This is a genomic window from Streptomyces roseofulvus (assembly GCF_039534915.1).
Lineage (GTDB): Bacteria > Actinomycetota > Actinomycetes > Streptomycetales > Streptomycetaceae > Streptomyces > Streptomyces roseofulvus.
The window spans coordinates 6,772,808-6,795,896 of record NZ_BAAAWE010000001.1; the positions used below are offsets into that span (position 1 = coordinate 6,772,808).

Below are 23,089 nucleotides of genomic sequence, written 5' to 3' on the forward strand. Positions count from 1 at the left end.
ATCTCCAGCGTCACCGGCGCCCCGAACACCGCCCCCGACAGATCCACCTCTTGTGTGCACACCACCGGCCCCCACTGACCAGCCGCCAAGAACTCCGCCCCACCGAAATCGGCATGGCCGGAGAACTGAGCCCTGCCAAACCATGCGTCGCCGGAGAACCGCGCCCGATTGAAATGGGAGACACCAGAAAAATGCGTCCAGCTGAACCCTGCCGCACCGGAAAACCGCGCATTGACGAACTCGACATCACTGGAGAACCGCACATCGGCGAACTGAGCATCGCCGGAGAACTGCGCCCTCTCGAAGCCCGCGGCACCAGCGAACCGCGCCCCACCGAACCAGGCGTCGCCGGAGAACTGAGCTCCGCCGAACCATGCGTCGCCGGAGAACCGCGCCTCACCGAACTGGGCAACACCGGAGAACCGCGTAAACATGAACGGAGCAGTGCCGGAGAACCGGGCGCTGTTGAACCAGGCATCGCCGAGGTGCGGGTGTTGGGTGGTTGGGTCGGCGAGGGCGACCAAGAGCTCGTTGAGGAGGTCTTCGGTGAAGGGGGTGCCACGGTGGTCGATGTTCGCGCCCGGGGTCAGGCCCGCCAGGTAGGTGGTGCGGTCGGCGTCGTCTAGGTGTGCGAGACAGGCGGTGTGGCCAATGACCTGGATGCCGCGGCAGCCGACGGGGTCGGTGACCGGGTCAGCCCCGTGAGTGCAGTGCGGCCAGGACGGCGCTGCCGTCGGAGAGGTGAGCGTGCTCATAGCGGGGACGGCTCCAGACAGAAGAAGCTCCCGTGCCGACGGTCGTCGGACGAGGGACGGAGGTCGTGCGGGTGGTGCCTGGTCAGGCGGGCCCAGGCCGGAATGGGTTGTACGCGGTGTACGGGGCCTGGTCCGTCTCACCGCGGCGGTGCCGCTCGGCTTGGTAGGCGTCCCAGGCCGCCTCGCCCTGCCGGGTGGAGCGCCACGGCAGGTTCTTCCTGCGGGTGAACTCGGCGTACTCCAGGTCCGGCTCGGCGAGTCGGCGGCGGCGCTCGGCCCGCGGGTCGTCGCCGACGCGAGCACCGGTCAGATCGTCCACGTTCCGGGCACGGGCGAGTTCGTCCACGTCGAAGGCGATCCGGCGCAGGATCGCCGAGACCCGGGCAAAGTCCACCACGACGTTCGCACGGTCGGGGAAGTCGGCCTCGGGGCGGAGGTTGGCGGCGGGCGGGTAGGACTCGTGGTCCAGGTGGTCGATCCAGTCGGCGCACTGCCGGATCCAGCCCACCTCGTCCACCAGCCGCTCGGCGACGCTCGCACGGCCGGACTTCCCCAGCCGGTCACCCTTCACCCTGCCCAGCCTGCCACCCCCGCACGGGCCGTTCAACAAACTGAACACCCCACCGCTACCCACGTCGGCCATGCTCCCCGAGGCCGATCTCGCTCTACGGCTTTGGCTGGTCTTCTGGCCACATCGCGGGACTGGCGCCGTCGAAGCCGTCCATGCACCCCTTCATGAAGTACTTGCGCACTTCGGAGATCGCGCCCTCACCCATGGCGGCCTCGTAGTCCTGGAGCTGCTGTACGCACCCGGAGCCTTTCTCCGCGCCCGCCCGGCTCTCGTTGCGCCCGCTCAGGTACCCAGCCGCATAGTCGTAGGCGTTCGCCCCGCGCTGCACCTCGGTCCCGCAGCCAGTCGCGAGCGCAAGCACGGCGACGGAGGCCACCCCCCAGCGTCTGACCATGTCCCCTCCCTCTGATCTGCACGAACGCAGAGACTGTAGCGCTTGCCGCGCTTATCGATCCGGAAGCCGATGAGTTCAGTACGGGGGCACAGGCGACACCCGGATGATCAGCGAGTCGGGCGCGATCTAAGGACCGGGCACGCAGAGTGACTTTGCACCGGCCACCGCCGGCGACGTCTTCGACCCCCTCGTGGACCGCTGGGGTCACCCAAGCCTGTCGACACGATGGCGCCCATCCCCAGTTCGGTCGAGGGGCAGACGCCATCGTCGTACGGTCTGTCACACGGATTGCTTGTGTTGGACGCATGGTCACTCAACCGGCCTGCTAGTCCCAACCGCTGATGCCGCGCTCACCCGGGAACATCTTCTTGCAGTCGTCGAAGCTCCACACCTCCTGCGATGACTCCGCCTCGCACCGCTGCCGGTTCGTCTGCGGTTCGTCGTCCCCGCTGAAAGCGCCGGCGACGACGGCAATCACGAAGATCACGACGATTACCAGGCAGCATGCCCCTGCTGGGTTTGGCTTGGCCTGCCCGCTCACCGGCCGCCAGCCTTCACGCACTCGACGCACCAGGCTCCCGAGGAGATCAGTTCCCGGTCCTCGTGGAAGTGCGCCAGCACCCGCGCGACGCGATGCTTCACGCACCACAAGGCGTACACATTCGGCGTGGTCCCTTCGCCGACGTGCCGCAGGTACTCGGTGCCGGCCGCCGCGTGCCGGGGATCGGCCGCGTCGTACAGCACCTCCCAGCCGGGTATCTCTGCCTCGCGCAGCGCCTGCCTCTTCACCTTCACGGTCCCCACCTCTCCGGCAACTTCTGCGTTTCTTGATCTTCCCCGCCCTGTAGATGGGACGGGCTAGGTACTTCCCCACAGCTGCCGGTCGGGTAGCGACAGCTGTACGACGTGTGACACGGTCCGCTGTGTCGGACGGCTCGTCTGGCGCCTCGTCGGGTCCTCCCCGAGTGGTGTGGGCGCGGTGGAGTTCTACGGCTCCCCGACCGATCCACGGAGCAGGTCACCGACGGTCTGGAAGGAGTCGACTCTGTGCTGCGCGCGGCGGGCCCGTTCCTCCGGGTCCGGCGTGAAGAGAGCCTGCCGTCCCGGGTGGTAGGTGCTGACCACTTTCAGACTCCGTTCGCGGACAGCTCCGGGATGCGTCTTGAGCAGGCGGCGCCACGCGTCCTGGGCTTCGCCGCCCTGGAGAAGCACGACCTCGACCTTCGGCATCAGTTCCAGCAGTTGCTTCAGGACCTCGATGCCGGCCTGGACCTCGGCCACCTTCGGCGAGCGGTTGATGTACCAGGGGTAGGCATTCCAGGGAGTGACATCTCTTGGTGCGATCCCCGCCTCCTCGAAGAGCTGGACCTGAAGCTCCGCTGTCGGATCGTCGTTCTCCACGCACAGGAATCCCGAGCCGGCCCCCTCCTGCGTCTTGGGGCCCGGGTCCCGGAGGATCGACAGGACGCGCGCCTCCACGCCCCCGTGCCAGGGAGCGACATGCGGCATCCAGCCACGCCCGTCCTGGTCGCGCAAAGCGTCGACCATCTCGTTGACCGGACGTACATGGGGGGCATAGCGCCCCTGCTCCTGCTCTATCCGGAACGCCTCTTCGCGCATTTGCCTCGCCATGCTTCCTCCTGTGCCGACTTCCGCTATCGCGGGGACCCTACCGGGCATGTCTGACGGCGGGCTCCTGGAGCAGGCGCAGGAGGACGAGTAACGACGGAAGCTCCGGGCGGCTCTGGTGTTCAGGGGATGATGCAGCCACCACTCCGCGTTGCTCAGGACTGTCCTCGCAAGGGGAGGACGTTACTGATGTCCGCTGCAGGTGCTGCTGGGCGGTCGTGGGTGAGGACTGCTGCAGCGAGGGTGAGGCGGGTGATCTGCTGGCGCAGTTCCTGGATCTCGGCGTTTCGGTCGGCCACGGTCTGTTTGAGCTGCGCGACGGTTCGGCGCAGCCTTTTCTCGTCCTCCGGGATTTGGGCGGTCTCGGTGCGGACACGTTCGAAGAACTCGTTCTTCAGGTCAGCGTGCCGCTTCATCAAAGCCATGCGGTGGACACCAGCCTCGGCAGCGAGGGCGGTGGAGGTGAGGCCGCCGTTGGACACCGTGGCCCGGCCTGTAAGGAGCCGGTCCATGGCCTGTCGGATGCGGGTGCGTTCGGCCTGGTGGTCGGTGTTCATCACGGGGCCTCGGGACTCTGTGCGGTGGCTTCGTGGGTGGTGGCGGTGTCGCGGAGCCGGTCGGCGTTGGTGTGTAGGCGCCTCGCGAGCGGGGTGGGGAGGTGCCCGGCGAGCTGGTCGAGTTCGGCGGCGCGCTGGCGCAGTAGGCGGGCGTGGGTGTCGGTGCGGACGGTGTTGCCGCAGCCGGGGCGGCAGTCGTATTGGCGGGGTCCGGTTGCGCCGGGGCCTGGGTTGCACAGGGCGATGTCGTGCTGGAAGGCACAGATCAGCAGGGTGTCGGGATTGTCGTAGAGAACGATGCCGTCGCGTGCGAGGTAGGCGCGGGCTTTGTGGACGAAGGTCCGCGGGACGATACGTCCTTCGAAGCGGGGGGCTTGGGCGGCGGCGGTGAGGGCCCGGCTGGCTGCGGGGCCGGAAATGCGTTCGCCGGTGGCGAGCTGGTCGCGCAGTCGGGCGGCGGTGTCGGCGGCGGCCAGGGCGGTCTCGACGTCGAGGACGGTGTGGATGCCGCCGCGGCTGCGGGTGCCGTAGCGGCTGGAGGTGCGGGCGTCCAGGACGGTGCGCATGTGGCCGTACTGGATGGCCAGGGCGATCAGGCCGCCGGGGCGGCGGGCGATGTGCCAGGCCAGGGTCCTACGGAAGCGGCTGACCTTGATGGGGCCGTGGGGGTCGTCGGGGATGTGCTGGCCGGTAAGGCCCCGGGCGGTGGCCTCGTGGTTGATCCAGGCGGTGAAGTCGTTGATCCGCAGGTTCAGGCCCCCGGTCTGCAGGGACCCGCCGGGCCGGCCGCTGTAGTGGGCGGCACTGAAGAGGAGTTCCCCGGCGGGCACCATCTGTTCCAGGACGCGGATGGCGTTGACGACCGGCGTGATGGCCACCCATGGGACGGCACGGATCTCGCCGGCGGAGAGGTGATGGCCGTCGGTGTCGGTGACGTTCTTGAAGTGGCGGGAGCGGATCAGGTGCCGGCCCGTGGTGTCGTCGGGTTCGGGGTCGGGGCAGCATCCTGAGCGCAGGTTCAAGACCTCCTGGGGACGCATGCCGGTCAGGTATAGGCACACGATGGCGGCCGCTGTGCTGAGGTGGCGCATCAGCTGGGGCACATCGTGGAAGTCCATGGCCGTACGCCAGGGCCTGCCGTCGAGCGATCCTCGGACGGGAACGTTCATCGGGCAGGGACCAGGTCTCTGCGCCACAAGATCGCCCACGCCGTACTGCTCGACGAACTGGAGGACCTGCCACCTGCTGGCGCCGGTGACCGCACCGACGTAGGACCTGGCCAGCAGAGGCCGGCCTGCACCCGCGGTGGCCGGCAGCGGGCCGCCGTCACGCACCAGTGGCAGCAGGAACTCTTCCAGTGCGGCCGCGGTGGCCGGGGTTCCCTGGTTGGTGCGGGCGAGACCGAGCAACCGGCGGCGTTCGGCCGAGGCGGCGAGGATGTCGCCGGCAAAGTCGTCGACGAACCGCATGGCCCAGATGAGCAGCGGCCCGAGAACCTGCGGGTCGAGGGGCTCGGTGGCATTCTCGGCCCGGGCGCCGCCGACGGCGGGCAGGAAGTCGTCCACCCCTTCGGTGTCCCACGGCGGGCGGGCGATACCGGCCGGGGCGGCGGAGAGCCGGTCGAAGGCCCACAGGTCCGTCAGGCGGGCGCAGGTCAGCGCCCCGGTGGCGCGCGAGACCGTAGCCAGGCGCTCGTGGACGTAGGCCCGCCACAGCGTGTCGGTGCAGCCGGCCAGGTCGGTAACGTGCTGCCGGGCGAGCCAGCGGGCGAGCTTCATCCACTCGGTGCAGGTGGCGTAGAGATCGCCGGCTGAGGTGCGGGCCTTGGCCTGCACGCCGCGGGTGTGGAGGTAGGTGGGGCGCAGCCAGCCGTTGATCATCGTCCAGGCGGTCAGCTTCAGCTGACCGCGCAGTGAGGGTGTGCAGTTCTTCCAGTAGATGCGGGGCAGCGCGCTGGCAGGGTTGTCGACGAGCGGGGCGAGCGACCAGACGGGTTCCTGGTAGGTGGAGTTGGGGTGAGTGTTGCCGGGGCTGATCCACTTCGCCAGCACCACCGGGGTTTCCGGCGTGGGCATGGGCAGCGTGTAAGGGTCGTCGTCGGCGCCTTGGGCGGCGGTCATGGTCGGAGGGTTCCCTTCACCAGCAGGTGGACCAGGGTGTGGTCGTCGGTGTCGGCCCGGCTGCTGGCTGTATCCCAGGCGGGCGGGCCGGTCTTGTCGCGCAGGTCGTTCAGGCGGGCGAAGTGCTCTGCCCACCGCGCGTGCCAGACCTCGGCGGGCAGCACGGAGCGCAGACTGCGCAGTTCCTGGTGCAGGTAGGCCAGGCGCGGGTGATGGCCGGGGTGGATGTGAGCGTTGCGGCAGCCCAGGCACAGCAAGAAATCCGCCGCGCAGCCCCCGGCGCCGTCCGGCCAGGGACTGGAGGTTTCGTCCGCGCAGTCGGCGGTGGCGGTCGCGGTGTGGCCGGGATCGGCCGCGCCGGTGAGCCGGCCGCCGAACACAGCGGCCCGCGCCTGGGCCAGGGCCTCGTGGGCGCCTTCGGTGAAGACGTCCCGGGATGCGTGCTGGACCTGTTCGTCGGGCAGTACGTACACGCTCTCGTACGTGCCCGGGGCGTGCTGGAGCGGGCGGCCCTCGCGGATCACCGCTGCGCGGCGGCTGCGCTGGAACGGCGACCCGGACATCCCCTGGGCCTTGCCCCACTTCTGCGCGTCGCCGTCGGTGATGCCGACGATCAGCGGGCCGAGGAAGGCGGGCCTGAGCGGGGCGCGATGCGACTTGCTGGGGTAGTTCCGGCGCGCCACCATCAGCCGGTCCGTTCCTGGGGCGAGGACGGCGGCGAGACGGCGGGCGAAGGCGGTGGCCTCCAGCGCCTGGGCGATCAGCCGCCCGGGCGAGCTCGGGCCGGTGTCGGCCACGTTCTCCGTCGAGAACCAGCGGCCGCCGCCCTGGCGCCGCTTCTCCACCTGGATCCGGTAGACCGGCGCCGTGTCCGTACCGGCTGACGGCGCTGTGGTCGGTGCGGGCAGACGTTCGTAGACGGACAGGTTCCAGCCGAATCGGTGAGTCAGCAGCACGCCGAGGGCAGTGAGCTCCGAGCGGTCCAGATACAGCCGGCCCCAGGTGTCCTCCCAGCTCGTACCGCCCACCAGCCTCCGCTCGGAGCTCACTGCACGGTCGTGGTCGGGGAGATGGCCGGTACGGGCCAGGTGGTCGAGAAGCGCACCGAGCCGCGCTTCGCGACTGCCCCGGGGCAGTTCACCGGACCTCCAGCGGTCCAGTAGGCGAGCGTTGTCCCGCACCCGCAGGAGCGCAGCGCGGAACTGCCGCTGCGCGGCCAGCACCACGTGGTGCTGCTCCTGGGCGTCGAAGGCCCGGCGCTTCGAGGGATGGGTGGGCAGACGCCGCAGAAGCTCCTCGGCAACCGGCCCGGCGGCCAGCCGCTCGTCCAGCTTCAACAGCGGCCTGATGTGACGCATGAGGCTGATGCCCCCGCTGGTGGCAATGTTCCGGGCCCGCCACCGCTTGAGCATCGCGGCGGTGAGACCGTCCAGGTCCTCGACCACGTCTGGCTGCTCGGCGACAAAACGGGCGAACGCTCCCAGCGCCGTCCAGTAGGCCGTCGCGGTCTCCAGGCTGTTCCACCGGGCCGACCTGGTGGCGAACAAACGGGCCAGGGAACGCTGCATCGGCTCGGCGACAGGCAGGCCGGCGAAGTCGAACCGGCAGTATGTGTCCTCGCTCGAGGCGATGGTCACCACCAGCTCGTCGGCAGCCAGCGGCTCGGCAGCGCGGTGTCCGGCCGGAGGCATAGCGGCCCGGCGCCCCCGCCTGCTCATCCGTCCGCCCGCTCGGCCAGCAGGATGTCGATGTCCTGGATACCCTGCGACTCGCGGGCAAGGCAGGCGAACACCCCGTCCAGGTCCTCTGCAGGACGCACCCCAGCGGTTTCGGCGCATCCTGCGGCCAGGACCGACTCCAGCTCCAGGTGCGCGACCGGAGCAAGGTAATGGCGCTTCGTGGTCTCCACATCGGCGTGTCCGAGCAGGGTCTTCACCAACCACCACGGATCACCGAACAGCATCGCGAAATCCCGGCGATCCGCCTTCGTCAACCCGAGCCGGGACTCCAGCAGCGTGTTCAGCAGGACCAGCATGTAGAGCGCGTACGAATGCCGGGCGGCCAGCGGCGTCGCGTACGGACTCCGGCCACGAACCTCCGCCAGCCTCAGACCGCGTCCCACCATCCGCTCCGGGGCGGTGAGCAAGACCTGCTCGCAGCGCTGGTTGGCCTGACTGAAGACCCCGTTCCACCGCTCCGGCGCCATCGGCAGGCCCTGCTCGGTGAGCCACAGCCAGGCCGGCTCCGGTCCGTCCGGGCCGTCGACGAACAGCAACTGCCGCTCCCGCCACCCCAAACGCCCCAGTTCCTGCCGGCCTGCGACACCGTGCCGGTCTACCCACTCCACCACCGGCCTGCGGCCCCGCCTCACTCCCGTGACCAGCCTCAACTCGGCAAGACGCTCGTACCGGCCCTGCTGCTGAGCGCGCTGGACGGCCCAGGCGCGCTCCGAGGCGATGTACGCCTCGACCTGCCCGACCGCGTCCACCGTGGCGTAGAAGACCCGGCCCACCTTCGCCCGGGTGACGGCCGCGGCGACCTGCCCGTGGCAGTAGCGGCCATGGCGCAGCCTCTCGACAGGCACCTCGAAGGTGAGCAGCGAGCCGCCCTCCTGGCGCCGCAGACCGGAGCCGAGCAGCAGCTGGACAAAGCTGGTGTTGCGCAGCTCGGTCCTCGACTCCCACCCGGCCGCCGGTAACCCGAGGCCCAGGTGGCCGCGCAGCCCGATGTCCGACCACAAACGCCACGTCCGCGGCGTCAGCCACAGCACGTTGGAGCTGACAGAGTCCGCGGCCCGGTCCTCGCGCCGTCCGACGTCCACAGGCAGCGGCTCAACCCCCGCCCACCGAAACAGCTTGGTGAATGCGGCTGCCTCCCGGTTCCACTTCGTCCCGCCGATGCGCTTCGGGTTCTCCACCGCCCGGCACCGCCAGTCGCGGTAATCCGCCAGATCCCTGCGGCTCGCCCTTCGCCAGAAAACCCCGCGCGAGGACAGGAAAGTCAACAGCGGCCGAATGTCCGTCGCGTAGTTCCGCTTCGTCTCCCGCTCCAAGCGCCGGAACGAGTCGGACAGGACGAACTCCAGGAGCCCCGCATCGACGGTGCCGTCCGGCCCCACGAACACCGGATCACCAGGCCGAAGACCGATCCGGGCCACCGCTGCCGGCAAGTCCCGAACCCCGAGAACATCCTCATCGGGGAGGACACCCCAGCGGCCCGGATCCGGTACCCACACCACTTGCCACTCGGCCAACCGACGCCTCCCTGATGCGTGAACTCACAGAATCATCAGGGAAGTCGCGTCGATGCCCCCCGACCCGGCTGCCGGAGACCTCGCCGATGCGCGCGGCGGTACACGCGGCGAAGAGCACCACCTCGCCCCAGCCGCGGTACTCGCCGTAGGAGGCGGCCACGAGCGCGTCGGCCAGCTCGACCAGCGCCTCCCGGTCCGGCGGTGTGAGGGCTTGGGGGTCAAGGAGTTCGTCCTCGGCCTGCTTGTACAGCCTCTGCCAGCCGGTGACGAGTGCTGGGTTGATCGGGATGATGCCGTCGCGGACCGCCTGTTCCATGACGCGGACGAGGACGGCGAGGGTGTTCTTGACGGTGGACCGGCCGTACTCGTCGGCGATCCAGTTCTGCACGGTGCGGGTCGACCAGACCGTTGGTGATCATCCGAACGGGCAGGTGCCCCAGCGAAGGCGCGACGCGAAGCCTCCACCCGGAGAGGTACGGGTCGCGCGTCTTCAATTCAATTCCGCGCAGGGCGAGTTCCATGTTGGCGTCGCCGTACGCCGGTCAGGTTCATCGTGGCCGTGGCGGGAGCGAGTCCTGCTTCGGCGGCTTCGATGATGGCCTGGATCCACTCCTGCGCTTCCTCCTCGCTGTCCTTCCCCTCGGACAGGGACCTCCGCCGTTTGGTGGTGGGGTCGAACCAGCGAACTCGGGCGCGGTACGGGTTTGGCCTGTCGGGTCTGTACTCGACGTCCGTCGAAAGTCGTACGCCGACGGGGACGGTTTCTATGTGCGGCATTGAGCCTTCCGGTCGGGCCCGGTGCGGCGGCTGTCCAGCCAGGTCTCAACATCGGCGGCGCTGTACATGACGACGCGCTCGGACATGGAAACGAAGGGAGGGCCCTGGGGTGGACGGGATGTTCGCCGGCGACGCAAGGTCGAAGCGTCGATGCGGAGGGCAGCGGCGAGCTCTCTGGTCGAGTATCAGGTGCCGGCGGAGAGGAGCGGACCATCGCATTGCTCGTTCATGGTGCACCTCGGTGCACGCGCGGGCTCGTCGGGGCCGAAGTCCGCTCTCACTTCCTGTGGGTGTCGAATCGGGCGGCCGTGTGACACTCACCGTGATCGTTCCGCGCACGTCGTCGAGGAGCCTCGTGGAGTTGGTGGGGCGGGCGCTGCCCGCAATCGAGGAGCACGCCGACCAGGCCGCCGAGAGCGCCTGCCTGTGCGCGGACGCGGTGAGCGCCGGCGGTTGGAGCACGGTGGCCGCCGACGACGCCCTCACCGCGATCGACACCCTGGCCGAGGCGTTGGGCGGGATCGGCCCGGAGATCCAGGACGTCCTCGCCGCAGCGACAGCGGCGGCCTCCACCGCCCGGCGCCGTATGGGCCTGCCGGTGGACACCGAGCCGGAGCCGGCCGCCGCGGGCGCGGTCCCCTCCCCGCGTACGGGACGCAGGCCCCGCCGGCGCGGTCTCGGGCACGGGTTCAAGGGTGGCGGCGCCTCCCCCCAGCCCCCGCTCCGCCCCGCCTCGTCGTCGGGGCACGCATGATCTTTCGGCCCCGGTCCTGCTGAGTTACGCGTGAGAGCGGGCGCGGGCCGCCGACCCGGGCCCGCTTCGTCGTCCGCGGTGGGTCCCGATATCTGTGCGGGCGGGATGAGAATTCGGCACGCGGCGCGAAGAGGATTACTGCCGCACAAAAGGAGCGTGGATATTTCCGCCGACTTTCGGGGCGATGTCGTGCTACCTTCGATTTCAGTTGCAGTTGTGGTTCCCGAAACTTCAAGTGCCCCAGCGGCCTCCAGGGCGGCAGGAGTACTTTTTTCATCTCCGGATCATCCGGCGGGGCAATCATCACGGCGACATGGTTTCCGCACAGTGCGGATGCCGGTGATTCCCCGAAGGAGCAAGACATGAGCACGGGTACCGTGAAGTGGTTCAACGCGGAAAAGGGCTTCGGCTTCATCGAGCAGGACGGCGGCGGCCCCGACGTCTTCGCCCACTACTCGAACATCGCCGCCCAGGGCTTCCGCGAGCTGCAGGAAGGCCAGAAGGTCAGCTTCGACATCGCGCAGGGCCAGAAGGGCCCGACGGCCGAGAACATCGTCGCCGCCTGATCCAGGCACGCACACCGCAGCTGGGGCCCGCATCCTTCGGGGTGCGGGCCCCAGCCGCGTACGCACCACCGAGACCGTGCCGAGCGGATCCCCTCCCGGAACCGCCGTGGCCCGCGGATATCGTCTCCGCGCCCGCGCCACCCCCTCCGCCGAGCCCGCCTTTCGGGGTCCTTTCCGGCGGTTCAGCTTTCCTGCCCCATTCGAGACCGTCGGGAAATATCTGGTTCCGTTCCTTCACTGCGGACATTCCTTGACGCGCCTCTCAGCAAGGAAGGTTCCGCATGAACAGCGCCCACCCGACCGGCCGTCGCTCCGCAAGGGAAGACGAAGCCCCCGCCCGGCAGGAGTCCCCCGTCCGGGCGTTCGCCGACCTCGACCTGCCGGACCGGCTGCTCGCCACGCTCGCCGACCAAGGCATCACCGTGCCGTTCCCCATCCAGGGCGCCACCCTGCCCAGCGCGCTGGCCGGCCGGGACGTCCTGGGGCGCGGCCGCACCGGATCCGGGAAGACGCTGGCCTACGGCCTCGCCCTGGTGGCCCGTACGGCGGGAACGCGGGCCCTGCCCCGGCGGCCCCGCGCCCTCGTCCTCGTCCCCACCCGTGAGCTGGCGCAGCAGGTGACCGACGCGCTCACTCCTTACGCCCGTGCCGTGGGGTCGAGGACGGCCACGATCGTCGGCGGATCGCCCCTCAGCAGGCAGACCTACGCCCTGCGGAAGGGCGCGGAGATCGTCGTCGCCACCCCCGGCCGGCTCGCGGACCTCGTCGTACGGGGCGACTGCCTGCTGGACCGGATCTGCGTCACCGTCCTGGACGAGGCGGACCAGATGACCGACATGGGGTTCGCGCCGCAGATCGCCGAACTCCTCGACCGGGTACCCGCCGGGGGCCAGCGGTTGCTCTTCTCCGCCACTCTGGACCGCAGCGTCGACCGGCTCGTGAGCCGCTACCTGTCGGACCCCGTCGTGCACGCGGTCGACCCCGCAGCCGGAGCCGTCAGCACGATGGAGCACCACGTCCTGCACGTCCACGCCGACGACAAACAGGCCACGACGGCCGAGATCGCCGGCCGCCCGGGGCGCGTGATCATGTTCCTCGGGACCAAGCACGCCGTCGACCGGCTGACCGGGGACCTGCTGGCCCGCGGGGTGCAGGCCGCCGCGCTGCACGGGGGTAAATCCCAGCCTCAACGGACCCGCGCGCTCGCCCGGTTCAGGAGCGGACAGGTGCCGGTACTCGTCGCCACGAGCGTCGCCGCCCGCGGCATCCACGTCGACGGCCTCGACCTCGTCGTGAACGTCGATCCCCCCGCCGACCCCAAGGACTACCTGCACCGCAGCGGCCGCACCGCCAGGGCCGGGAGGCCCGGCAGCGTCGTCACTCTGGCCACGCCGAAGCAGCGCCGCGCCCTCGCCCGCCTCATGTCCGAGGCCGGCGTCCAGCCCGTGATCACCCGGTTCCGCCCCGGCGAGGCGGAACTGCACCGCATCACGGGCGCCCCGGAGCGGACGCCTCCGCCCTCGCCCTCCGCTTCGCCTTCCTCTTCCCTTTCCCCTTGACCTTGCCCTTCCCCTTCGTCTTCCAGGAGCCGCTCGTGACAGCGACGCAGACACCACCCGCTCACCCGTCCGTCTGGGCCGACATGACCGTCGAAGTCGCCCTCGCGGTCATGCACGGAGCCCGTACCGCACGCCTGATCATCCGTGACGCCGACGGACGGCGCACCGGCGTCGTCACCCGGGCCCAGCTCACCGGATTCCGCGCCAGTTCCGCGTACACCGACCGGGTGCGCCTGCGTGAACTCGGCCCGTCGGACACCGCGTCCCGCGCGTGACCGCCCGCCTCGCCCACCCGCTCCCCTTCCCTTGCCCCTGTGAGGTCCCATGCGCTGCGTGATCGCCCGTTACCCGTTCGAGCTGACGATGAGCGGTGTCCTGGAGGCGATGAAGGGCGTCACGCCCGAGCCCGTCACCGGCGCGTTCGTGAGGATCGGACGCCGTGTCTACCCCGCTATGCAGGTCGGCGCGGTCGTCACCCGACAGGACCGCCGCGACTTCGGAGCCGGCGAGGTCCTGCGCGCCATGACCCGCCTCGGCTTCACGTGCGGCACCGGCACGACCGTCTCCCGCTCGGCTACGGCAGCCGGACCGGTCCAGCAGGCATCGGCCCTCCTGGGCACGCCGCCCGCGGCCTGACGGCCGCTTCCGCCCGTCGATTCCCCTCGTCGATCCCTCCGCCCGCCAGGAGTGCCAGCACCGGTGTTCCTGGCGGGCGGCGTGACGCTCGGTGAACGGACCAGACCACCGGCCCGCACACCGGAAGGTGCGCCGGCCCCGCGCATCGACCGGCGGGCGAACCACCGCTCCGGCGCCCCGCGCTCAGTGGAGGACCGAGTACTGCGACTCCAGCACAGCCGCGGGGCAGGACCTGAACCCGCCGGCGGTAGTGGCCGCGCTCTCCCCAGGTCGACGGCGCCCGGCCGTGCTCGCTGCGACCGACACCGACTGAGTCGGCGGCTGTTCGTGCGTCGAGGAGCCGGGCCGAGTGAGCTGGGCGAGCCCTGCCGGGATCAGCGGTTCGACCATGGGGTGGTCGTGCGGCACGGCCAGGGGTACACCCTGCGCGTTGCCGCGGTCCCGGCCGTGCACCGCCGGCTCCTCGCGCTCTGCCAACCGCTCGACGGTATCCAGGCACCCCGGCGATCCCGGCCCAGCGCAAGGCCCGCCGTGAGTACGAGAACCGCGTCAGAACCCTCGTCTGAGGTTCCCCACGCCGGATGTCGACGCCCCGCCGTATGCTCCGCCTGCCGCAGAACAGCACCCAGGATGGGCCCTCCATGAACAGTCACGATGGACGACGCCGAGCGCGTGGATGGCTGCGAGGGCCTGGGCGGTGCCTGCGGCCAAGGCGAGCAGAGGGGAGCCGGCGAGGGGGCCGTGCGCCGCGAGGTGCCGGTCGAGGGTGAGGCCGGGAGCGGGAGCGCCGCGGCCACCGTCGAGCGGATCCTTCGCGGACGCGGAGGGTCATGGGTCCCGGAGACCGCCGGGTGGGGCCGGCCGGCTCTCGGAGGGCTCGGGCGGGGGTTCGGCGGGCGGACCCGGCGAGGGCTCGCCCGCCGCGAGGTGCTCCAGCACCTCCGCCAGTTCCTCGCAGGCGCGGCGCACCGAACGGCGGGTCGCACGCTGCTCGGTGATGACGGAGGCGAGGAGCAGGGCGGTCAGGGCGGCGGAACCGTTGAACGTCTGGAGCTTGACCATGATCTCGACGTCCGACAGGTGGAAGAACGCGCCCCGGTCGGAGGTCGCCTCGAAGGTGGCGAATACGGACGCGAAGAGCGCGCACAGCACACTGCCGGCGAGCTGGAAGCGGAGCGCCGCCCAGACCAGCAGGGGGAAGACGAGGAAGAGCAGGCTCATCGGGCTGAGCACGGCCACGGGGACGACGACCAGGGTCGTCAGCCCCAGAAAGGCCGCCTCCTTCCAGCGCCGTATCCGGAACCGTCCGGTGGTCCCCGCGAGTACGAGCAGGAGCGGAGCGACGAGCAGAACCCCCATCGTGTCGCCCGCCCACCAGGCCAGCCACACGGCCCAGAACTCGCTCCTGTCCAGGGAGCCCGTCACGACCTGCAGTCCGACCCCCGCGGTCGCACTGATCAGCATGGCGCCGAACCCCCCGAGGAAGATCAGCGCGAGTCCGTCGCGCAGCCGGGCCATGTCGAGCCGGAAGCCGACCCGTCTGAGCAGCAGGAAGGCACAGAGCGGCGCGACGGTGCTGCTCGCCACGGTGACCGCTGTGGTGGGCCCAGGGGTGGTGAGGGAGGCGATGACGAGGAAGGAGCCGAGCGCGATCCCGGGCCAGACCCGCGCGCCGAACAGCAGCAGGGCGGCGACGGCGACGCCGGTGGGGGGCCAGATGGGGGTGGCCACCACGTCTCCGACGACGAGGCGGCCCAGCAGGCCGAGGCGTCCGGCCGCGTAGTAGCAGGCCGCCACGGCCAGCGAAATCAGCGCCGCTTCGGTCAGGGGCCGGAACTGCCGATTAACGAACACGCCAGCCATGAGACACCGGCCGGGCCGTCACGGCCGGGTAAGGACGCCTGCGTGTCGGGCGCCGCCGCACGGCACGGGTCCGTAAGGCACGGGTCCGTACGGCACGGGTCCGCACGGCTGGTGGAGTCACGACCGGTCCGAGGGCCGGCCCCGAACCGGGAGGGGACCCGGGACGTGCCGGCCCGGGACGTGCCGGCCCGGGACGTGCCGGCCCGGGGCGGGCCGGCCCGGGGCGGGCTGACCCCGGGGCGGGCCCCTTCACCCCTCGACCGTCGGCAGGGCGGGACCGCCGTCGTGGCCGACGACCAGGACGGCTGCGTCGTCCTCGTGCCCCACCGTGGCCGCCAGCTTCATGACGGCGGTGGCGAGCGCGTCGACGTCCAGCCCGGCGACGGCGGTGATCCCGGCGAGCCTCGTCACGCGGTCCAGACCCTCGTCGATGTGGAGCGAGGGTCCCTCCACCACCCCGTCGGTCAGGAGGACGAAGACACCGTCGGCGGTGAGCCGGTGGCGCGTCGCCTGGTAGTCGACGCCGCGGAGCACACCGAGCGGAGGCCCGCCCTCGCTGTCGTCGATGCCGGAGTGGCCGTCGCTGGTGGCCCAGATGTAGGGGATGTGACCGGCCCGGGCGCACTCCAGGGTGCCGGCAGCGGGGTCGAGCCGCAGGAAGGTGCAGGTGGCGAAGAGGTCGGCGCCCAGAGAGACCAGCAGGTCGTTGGTGCGACCGAGCAGCTCTCCCGGTTCTCCGCTGACCGAGGCCAGCGCGCGCAGTGCCACGCGGACCTGTCCCATGAAGGCGGCAGCCTCGATGTTGTGCCCTTGCACGTCACCGATGGACATGCCGATCTGCCCGCCGGGCAGGGAGAAGGCGTCGTACCAGTCACCGCCGACGTTGAGCCCGTGGTTGGCGGGCTCGTAGCGGACGGCCAGCCGGGCACCCGGAAAACTGGGCAGGTCCGAGGGCAGCATGCCGCGCTGCAGGGCCACGGCGAGCTCGACACGGGAACGCTGGGTCTCGGCCAGCTCCCGGGCCTTGGCGGTCAGCGACCCGAGCCGGACCAGAAGATCCTCGCTGCTGTCGGCCGGCCGTCTGCGGAACATCGATCACTCCGACGTCACGACAATCCTCGTATCACTCCGTCCCGTCTCCAGCATGCGGGACCCCACGGGAAACACTTCGGTACGGACAGGTCCTTCCCTACTCTGCCCGGAGGGCACGAGGCCCGCATCTCATCGCTCCGCGCTCCGGCCCGGAGGCACCGCCGGGAGATCGGGGCCCGGTTCCGGGCGGCCCCTCACGGATCCGGAGGAAAGCCCCGGCGGACAGGCACATGGCTCCCTCCTGGCGGGGCGTCCAGGCAGGGCTGTCTCCGTCACCTTCGAAGCGGAGCCTTGGTGGGCGCCACCGAACCTCCGCGGCCATGTCAGGAGTCATGTTCGCGGCTCCGGAAACAGGTCCAGCGACGGTTCCTGCCCGAACCCGATCCCGGCCTGGATGGTCTTGACCGATGGCTGCAGCGAGTACCCCGCCTGCGGCAACCGGCGGCAGTGCCCCCGCCGGCCGTGGCGCATGCCCGGGTCGTGGGGCTGCACACGGCGAGATGTAGTCCGAGACGGCCGCGTCGGCGTCCGCGTCGGCGACCGTCCGCCACTCGCGGTCACTCCAGCTCGGGCCGGTGCTGGAGTGGCCCTGCGCGGTGATCGTTCCCCTGTCTGCTGGGTGCAGGTGGCGCCTGCCGTGGAGGACGTGGCCTTCGGCAGGCAGCACGGGGCGGAGGGGGTCAGGCCCAGTGCTGGCGTGCGTGGTAGAGGTTGCGGTCGTTTCCCGAGCCTACGGTGAACGTGTGGAGGAGGTTGTCGCGGTCGGCGATCGGCACGGGGACGTCGATGCCTCCCCCGAGGGAGTCAGCCGGTCGTCCTGCCCGGGTGCGGCCGTGGGCCGGCCGATGAGCGCGCCGCCGAGGCTGACCGCGCTCTGGAAGGACTGGTGGTCGTCGCTCTCTCCGGCCCGCGTGGCCGCGCCTCGCTGCCGCGGTAGAAGATCTGCACCCGGCCGGCGGCATCGGTCACCGCCGCCGGCCGGGAGGTCACGCCGGTGCTCCGCGAAACGTAGTCGTCGAAGCTGGTGGAGTCCTCCGACTTCTGCTGGATGGTGTACGGGGTGCCGGAGGCCCCCTTGACGGCCACGACCAGGTGCCCCGAACCGTCCAGGGCGGGGGAGGGCGTGGCCTGGATCTGGCCGCCCGGGGAGCTCGGCTGCGCGTACTCCTCGTACCGCAGGTCTGTGCTGCGGGTGTGGCGCAGGCGCTGTCGCTGCCGGGGAAGAAGACGTGGAGGCGGCCGTCGGTGCCCGGCGCGGCGGCCGGGTCCCCACCGATGTCGGTGGCCAGGGTGCGGGCCGCACCGTAGGTACTGTTGATCTTGTCCTGGGCGATGACCTTCAGGTCGTTGCCCGGGGTGCGGTAGAAGACGCGTACCGTGCCGTCCTTGCCGCGGATCGCGGCGGGCACGCTGTGTCGCCGGCGTCTGGGTGCCGCTGCGCCGTGGCCGGGGAGGTCTGAGGTGCGGGCGCGTGGGCGGCGTCAGGGGACCGATCCATCGTGCGGCGGCACGGGCTCGCGGTGGGTGAGGGCCGCTTCCTCGGGGCGTGGGAAGCGGCCCTCACCGCGGCGCCGGAGCCCGCCGGCGGAGGGGTTCACCGGCCGGTGGTCGCATACGCGGACCGTGCCGGTGCGCCCGAGGCGCCGGCGGGGGAGGGGAAAGCGGTGCCGTGGAGGATGGCCCGTTCGGCGGGGGTGATCCGGCGGGTCCAGGTCGGCGCGAGCGCCGCGTACGTGGTGACGTCGTGCCACCGGCCCTGGGTGTGGAACAACTCCCGCAGCGTGGCCTCGGGCTGCAGCCCGGCCGCCAGCATCACCTCGCGCATCCGGAGGTGGTCCGCGCGGTGCCCGGCCCAGATGCGGTGCAGCCCCAAGTGCCCGAACCCATAGGCCATCAGGAGCCGCCCCGCTTCGTGCGCGTGTCCCCGCACGGGTGCGTCGGGGAGCAGGACCAGGCTGGTGAGCATGGCGTTGCGCCCGTAGTCCTCGATGAGCAGGCCCATGGTGCCGACCATGACGTCCTGGCCGGGCGGACAGACGGCCAGGGTGTGCTTGCGCCGCGGATGGGTGTAGGGCTGGGCGAGGTGCTGGGCGAACGCGTCCTGGGCCTCGCGGGCGTCCATGCGGTCGACGCCGAGGTAGCGGGTGAGCAGAGGGTGGGTGTGGATGCGTTCGAAGGGCGCCAGGTCGGTGGCCCGCAGCTCGCGCAACCACAGGTGCTCGCCGTGGAGTTCGGGGAGGTGGCTCACCGGGCCGCTCCCACCGGGACACGCTCGGTCTCGACGGCACCGATGATCTCTTCGAGGTCCGTGTAGTAGCGGCCCGAGGCCACGGGCTCGCCGAGCAGGATGCGGCGCGCGGTGTCGGTGACCAGGGCGCCGCCCAGCATCACCCCGCTGGCCAGCTGCGGCCAGCTGGACAGGGAGTGCCCGATCCGGCCGAGAGCGTCCTTCATGGCGGGACTGAGCCGGCTCTCGTCGCAGATGCGCAGCAGGTAGTCCAGGGCGTCCGCCGGTGCGAGACGCCGTACGTCCTCGGCACTCAGGTCGCCGCCGCGGCCGTGGAACAGAGGCCGGTCCGGCTCCAGGTCGAAGCGCTCGACGTCCAGCAGCCCGCGGTCGTTGGTGTCCATCAGGACGGGGATGCCGTGCCGCCGTGCGTGCTCGCGGGCGGCGGTCTTCACCCAGGGGGTGTCGCATTCCTCGATCACGAGGTCGAGCGGACGGTCCGCGGCGCCGAAGAAGGCGTCGATGGTGTCCTCGGTGAGCCCGTCCTGCCACAGCTCGATGTCGAGGTAGGGGTCGAGCTCGTACATGTGCCGTGCGCACAGCACCGTCTTGGGCAGGCCCACGTCGTGGACGCCGGCCCGCAACCGGTTGAGGTTGCTGAGTCCGAGCGTGTCGAAGTCGGCCAGACGGAACGATCCTGCGACGCCCTCCATGGCACATGTGATCGCCGCGCTGCTGCCCACCGACAGGCCGATCACCCCGATCCGCCGCGCCAGCAGCCGCCGTTGCTCCGCCGTGGTGATCTTGTCCCGGTTGCGGTCGGTACGCACCCGCCGGAACTCCTCACGGGGCAGGACGTGGACGAGGCGCCCGGACCAGGGGTACCACGCCCATGTTCCGTAACGGCTGAGTTCGACGCCCTCGGTCGCCTCTGCCACAGCCTCCGCCAGCCGGCGTCCCGCCAGGGCGTCGTGAGGGCGTTCGCAGCGCACCAGTTCGGCGAGTTGCTCGTCGATGCGGTCGTGCCGCTCGCGGACGCGGCCGGAGGCGAGCAGGGCGTCGAGGACGGCCCGGTCGTCCTCCGACGCGGGGCGTAGCAGGGTGGGCCGGACAGGGACCTCCCGTCCCTGGGGTGTCGGCATGAGGTCGTGCGGGTCACCCGGATTCTCGGGAAGCGAATTGATCACGAGGCCGGAAGCTACCAGCGTGCGATCTTGGAATCCCGCGGCGCGAGGGGGCGTACGTAGTCGAATTCGTGCGCGGGGTATTCACCACCTCACGCCCCCCTTTGTCGACGCGCTCCCGAAGGCGACTTCGGCCAGGCGGCACAACGGATTTCACCACTCCGCACCGGCGGCGGCGAAAGTCATACGGGCGCGGCGAACGGGTGACCGTCAAGGGAAGTCATCTCGTACGATCGCGCCGCGCCCGCGCCCTACAGAGGTGGCTCCCCGCCGGCCGCCCAGGCGAGCATCTCGCCGGGGTCGGCATGGGAGGCCTCGCTGCGGTACGACTCGTAGGTACCCGCACCGACAAGCCTGCGCGCCCGCTCCTCGCCCGCCTCGCGCAGCGGCGCCACGTCCGGAGCTCCGCGCTGCGGATGCCCCACCGCATCCCACAGCCGCTGGCCCGCGCCGGAGGCGAGCGCCGCGGAAATGCCGTTTCCGTTGGCGGAGAAGGCCGCGGCCAGCATGTCGAGTCCCAGCGCGATGCCGAACGTGTCGCCGATCTGCTGCTTCGCGTGCAGCATCGAACGGGCGTACTTCAGGGACAGTTCGCTGTCCTGCGCGCGCAGTGCGATCACGCACATCTGGTAGTCGGCATACGAGCGGATCCAGTGCTCACCCATGGCGACGCACTCCGCGCGCAGCGCCATGGCCGACCGTCGACTCTCCTCCAGTTCCCCGAGCCCCGTGAGGGCGAACAGGCGCAGCATCCGGCACATCATCACGGCCTGGCGAGCGGGCTCGTCGCCCCTGTCCGCGCTGTGTACGTCCGCGTTCCGCAGGGCGTGCTCCAACAGCTCCAGGCCCGGCCGGGGGTTGCCCTGCAGAAGGTCGCTCATGGCCTGCAGATAGGCGGCCCGCAGCAGCGCCGTCGCGTCCCCGGTGACACGGGCGCTCTCCAGGCACTGACGCGCCAGGTGTGTCCCCGTCACGTGATTTCCCTGCAGCAGGTAGGTCAATCCCAGCGCCCATACGGCGCGTTGCCGCATCGGCCCCTGGCGGTCGCAGGCATTCAGCGTGCGCGAAAGGTAGAGCTGCGCGGTGTGCGCGTGGCCGCAACACGTCCAGTAGAAGCCGGTCAACGTGGCCAGTTCGAGCGCCGCGTCGACGTCGTGGTCGAGCAGGTGGTCCAGGGCCGCGCACAGATCGGGGTGCGCCTCCTTGATGGTGCGGTACCAGCCGGTCTGCTCGGCGCTCGTCCACGTGGCGTCCGCCCGCCGCGCCTGCGTCAGGAAGTACGAGGCGTGCGTGCTCGCCATCGCGTCCAGCTCACCCAGCTCGGCGAGCCACAGGCGCCCGTACTCGCGCACCGTGTCGAGCAGCAGACAGCGCCCGCGGCGGCGCGTCACGACGGACTTGTCCACCAGCCCGGCCAGAGCGTGGCCCACGTCGAAGGCGGACAGCGGTCCACCGGAGCACAGGGCCACCGCCACGGCCTCGTCGAAGTGCCCGTGGACAATGGACAGCCGGGCCCACAACAGGCGTTCCGCGGGCGTGCACAGTTCATGGCTCCAGCCCAGCGCGGTCCGCAGCACGTCGTGCCGGCGGGGGGCCAGTGGGCGCACCTCGTCCTCCCCCCGGCTCAACTCGTGCCGCGGGCGGCGCAGAAGATCCTCGATGCTGCAGTGCCGCAGCGCCCCCGCGGCCAACTCCAGGGCCAGGGGCAGCCCGTCGAGGTAGGTACACAGCTCGGTGACCTGGTTCAGATCCCCGGGCTCGGGTACGTGCCCCGATTCCGTGGCGCGCCGCAGAAACAACTCGGCGGCATCGGTGGTACACGGCAGCGGCTGGACGGCGGATACGAACTCGCCGTCCAAATGAAAGAGTTCGCGACTGGTGGCCACGATCCTCAGCTGCGGACACTTCGCGAGCAGCACCTTCACCAGGCTTCGGCACGCGGGCAGCACATGCTCACAGGAGTCGAGCACCAGCAGCAGCTCGCGATCGCCGATCCAGTCGCAGATCACGTCCACCGGCATCCGCGGCGTGTGATCGGACAGGCCGCACGCATCAGCCACGAGTGCCGCGAGCAACCCGTCATCGCGCAACTGCCACAGGTCCGCCCAGCAGGCATCCTCCGCGGCGGCCACCAGGCCGAGGTCCACCAGCTGCCGCGCCAGCCGCGTCTTGCCGACGCCCGCGACCCCGGTCAAGGTCACCAGCCGGTTGACCTTCAACGCGCCCTGTAGTGCCACCAGTTCATGCTCGCGCCCCACGAACACGGATCCATCCTCCCTACCTGTGAAGAGGCTTCCGGCCTGGCGCAGCGGCCTCCCGCGTGCCGACGGGCCGCACCGGGACACACGGCGCGTACCGTGCGGCACGGCTCGGGAGCCCGGACCGCGCCGAGAACGAAAGCGTGCACGCATCCTGGCAGCCTCGGCCTGATCACGGGACGCGAATGGCGAAGCGTGTACCTGCCCTGACGACGGTGGCACCGGCGGGGGACGTGACCGCGCCGGCGGCGGCGCAGGCGTCGAGGGGCTCGGCTCGCCGACGCGGCGGCGTTCGCCCCGGCCGGACTCCCCGACCCCTTGACGCCTGCACGCCGGGACGCCGATGTCGACGGGTGGCGCCGGTGAAGCCGGCTTTGTTGGGACGAGCTGCCCACCTTGCCGCACGCGATCACCTGACCGTGTGAATCCAGGAGTGCCGGGGCCGCCGCGTGGTCCGCGGTGGTGGTGGCGAGCTCGGCGTCCGCGACGTGGCCGGTGGCGGCAGGGAGCCGACCCCGCCCCCACGCGTATGGGTCCGCCGTGACCACGGGTGTGGGCCGACGACGCCTTCCCGCCGGTGGCGACACCGCCCGGATCGGGTACGACCTGTCGGCGTGGTGCCGTCCCAGGGGATCCACGGCGGGCTCGTGCCGGGTGGCGCCTTGATCGCCCCCTCCGAACGCGGGGGCGGAGCCCGGTGTCCGCGGCCCGTTTCGGTGCTCGGCCCGGAAGGCCACCGTGAACTTCCCCCCGTCACCTCAGCCCGAGCCGGGAACGCAGCCGCTTCGGAGAGTCGTCGCATCTCGGCCATTGTGTAGCCGCAGGTCCGTATGGCTTCAGGAGTCCCACCAGGTGCAGTGAGTGAAAGGGCTGCAACAACTTGCGGCAGTGAGG

General features: G+C 70.9%; 21 protein-coding genes and 1 pseudogene. 5 read left to right on the plus strand and 17 right to left on the minus strand.

The window, feature by feature from the left end; all coding sequences use genetic code 11:
• Positions 1-137 precede the first annotated feature (137 nt).
• The 11 genes and pseudogenes from ABFY03_RS31225 to ABFY03_RS31275 all read right to left on the minus strand — a co-directional run.
• Positions 138-755 (minus strand): annotated as a pseudogene (locus tag ABFY03_RS31225) (pentapeptide repeat-containing protein); the annotation flags it as partial.
• Positions 756-837: 82 nt separating this feature from the next.
• On the minus strand, positions 838-1,326 hold the full coding sequence (locus ABFY03_RS31230; protein WP_346171385.1) for a hypothetical protein: 489 nt from the start codon (positions 1,324-1,326) through the stop codon (positions 838-840).
• Between the two features lie 94 nt (positions 1,327-1,420).
• Positions 1,421-1,720, minus strand: coding sequence for a hypothetical protein (locus ABFY03_RS31235; RefSeq protein ID WP_346171386.1), 300 nt, complete (start codon positions 1,718-1,720; stop codon positions 1,421-1,423).
• A gap of 325 nt (positions 1,721-2,045) precedes the next feature.
• The gene (locus ABFY03_RS31240) at positions 2,046-2,207 is read right to left on the minus strand and encodes a hypothetical protein (protein WP_346171387.1); all 162 of its coding nucleotides are present in this window, start codon (positions 2,205-2,207) and stop codon (positions 2,046-2,048) included.
• A 50-nt stretch (positions 2,208-2,257) separates the two neighbouring features.
• A complete protein-coding gene (locus tag ABFY03_RS31245) occupies positions 2,258-2,515 on the minus strand; it encodes a hypothetical protein (RefSeq protein WP_346171388.1) in 258 nt (85 codons plus the stop codon).
• Between the two features lie 192 nt (positions 2,516-2,707).
• Complete coding sequence (locus tag ABFY03_RS31250) at positions 2,708-3,352, minus strand: uracil-DNA glycosylase (RefSeq protein ID WP_346171389.1); 645 nt, start codon at positions 3,350-3,352, stop codon at positions 2,708-2,710.
• Positions 3,353-3,504: 152 nt separating this feature from the next.
• Positions 3,505-3,906 (minus strand): hypothetical protein, encoded by a 402-nt coding sequence (locus ABFY03_RS31255; RefSeq protein ID WP_346171390.1) that lies wholly within the window; start codon positions 3,904-3,906, stop codon positions 3,505-3,507.
• Positions 3,906-6,026 (minus strand): integrase, encoded by a 2,121-nt coding sequence (locus ABFY03_RS31260; protein ID WP_346171391.1) that lies wholly within the window; start codon positions 6,024-6,026, stop codon positions 3,906-3,908. The genes ABFY03_RS31255 and ABFY03_RS31260 overlap by 1 nt, the downstream gene beginning before the upstream one ends.
• A complete protein-coding gene (locus tag ABFY03_RS31265) occupies positions 6,023-7,663 on the minus strand; it encodes a hypothetical protein (RefSeq protein WP_346171392.1) in 1,641 nt (546 codons plus the stop codon). The genes ABFY03_RS31260 and ABFY03_RS31265 overlap by 4 nt, the downstream gene beginning before the upstream one ends.
• A gap of 77 nt (positions 7,664-7,740) precedes the next feature.
• The gene (locus ABFY03_RS31270) at positions 7,741-9,279 is read right to left on the minus strand and encodes an integrase (protein WP_346171393.1); all 1,539 of its coding nucleotides are present in this window, start codon (positions 9,277-9,279) and stop codon (positions 7,741-7,743) included.
• Positions 9,218-9,667, minus strand: coding sequence for a hypothetical protein (locus ABFY03_RS31275; protein WP_346171394.1), 450 nt, complete (start codon positions 9,665-9,667; stop codon positions 9,218-9,220). Before ABFY03_RS31275 ends, ABFY03_RS31270 begins: the two co-directional genes overlap by 62 nt.
• A gap of 744 nt (positions 9,668-10,411) precedes the next feature.
• On the opposite strand from ABFY03_RS31275, the gene ABFY03_RS31280 reads away from it, so the two are divergent.
• From ABFY03_RS31280 to ABFY03_RS31300, 5 genes are all read left to right on the plus strand, one after another.
• On the plus strand, positions 10,412-10,810 hold the full coding sequence (locus tag ABFY03_RS31280) for a hypothetical protein (protein WP_346171395.1): 399 nt from the start codon (positions 10,412-10,414) through the stop codon (positions 10,808-10,810).
• Between the two features lie 362 nt (positions 10,811-11,172).
• Positions 11,173-11,376, plus strand: coding sequence for a cold-shock protein (locus tag ABFY03_RS31285; protein ID WP_319008232.1), 204 nt, complete (start codon positions 11,173-11,175; stop codon positions 11,374-11,376).
• 281 nt (positions 11,377-11,657) lie between these two features.
• A complete protein-coding gene (locus ABFY03_RS31290) occupies positions 11,658-12,935 on the plus strand; it encodes a DEAD/DEAH box helicase (protein WP_346171396.1) in 1,278 nt (425 codons plus the stop codon).
• Between the two features lie 35 nt (positions 12,936-12,970).
• Positions 12,971-13,210, plus strand: coding sequence for a CBS domain-containing protein (locus tag ABFY03_RS31295; protein ID WP_319008234.1), 240 nt, complete (start codon positions 12,971-12,973; stop codon positions 13,208-13,210).
• A gap of 49 nt (positions 13,211-13,259) precedes the next feature.
• On the plus strand, positions 13,260-13,571 hold the full coding sequence (locus ABFY03_RS31300; RefSeq protein ID WP_319008235.1) for an SCO5918 family protein: 312 nt from the start codon (positions 13,260-13,262) through the stop codon (positions 13,569-13,571).
• A gap of 828 nt (positions 13,572-14,399) precedes the next feature.
• Here the strand turns inward: ABFY03_RS31300 and ABFY03_RS31305 are convergent.
• The 6 genes from ABFY03_RS31305 to ABFY03_RS31325 all read right to left on the minus strand — a co-directional run bounded on the left by ABFY03_RS31305 (position 14,400) and on the right by ABFY03_RS31325 (position 22,201).
• Positions 14,400-15,434: an MASE1 domain-containing protein gene (locus ABFY03_RS31305; protein WP_386723551.1), complete on the minus strand. Its 1,035-nt coding sequence runs from the start codon at positions 15,432-15,434 to the stop codon at positions 14,400-14,402.
• Positions 15,435-15,683: 249 nt separating this feature from the next.
• Positions 15,684-16,526, minus strand: coding sequence for a PP2C family protein-serine/threonine phosphatase (locus ABFY03_RS31310; RefSeq protein ID WP_319010346.1), 843 nt, complete (start codon positions 16,524-16,526; stop codon positions 15,684-15,686).
• Between the two features lie 804 nt (positions 16,527-17,330).
• Positions 17,331-18,020, minus strand: a complete 690-nt coding sequence (locus tag ABFY03_RS38025; RefSeq protein ID WP_487222188.1) for a DUF8189 domain-containing protein — start codon at positions 18,018-18,020, stop codon at positions 17,331-17,333.
• 100 nt (positions 18,021-18,120) lie between these two features.
• Entirely contained in the window at positions 18,121-18,774 is a 654-nt protein-coding gene (locus tag ABFY03_RS31315; protein ID WP_319010348.1) for a GNAT family N-acetyltransferase, read from the minus strand.
• Positions 18,771-19,940, minus strand: a complete 1,170-nt coding sequence (locus ABFY03_RS31320) for a ThiF family adenylyltransferase (protein WP_346171397.1) — start codon at positions 19,938-19,940, stop codon at positions 18,771-18,773. Before ABFY03_RS31320 ends, ABFY03_RS31315 begins: the two co-directional genes overlap by 4 nt.
• A gap of 248 nt (positions 19,941-20,188) precedes the next feature.
• On the minus strand, positions 20,189-22,201 hold the full coding sequence (locus ABFY03_RS31325) for an ATP-binding protein (RefSeq protein WP_346171398.1): 2,013 nt from the start codon (positions 22,199-22,201) through the stop codon (positions 20,189-20,191).
• Positions 22,202-23,089: the final 888 nt, after the last annotated feature.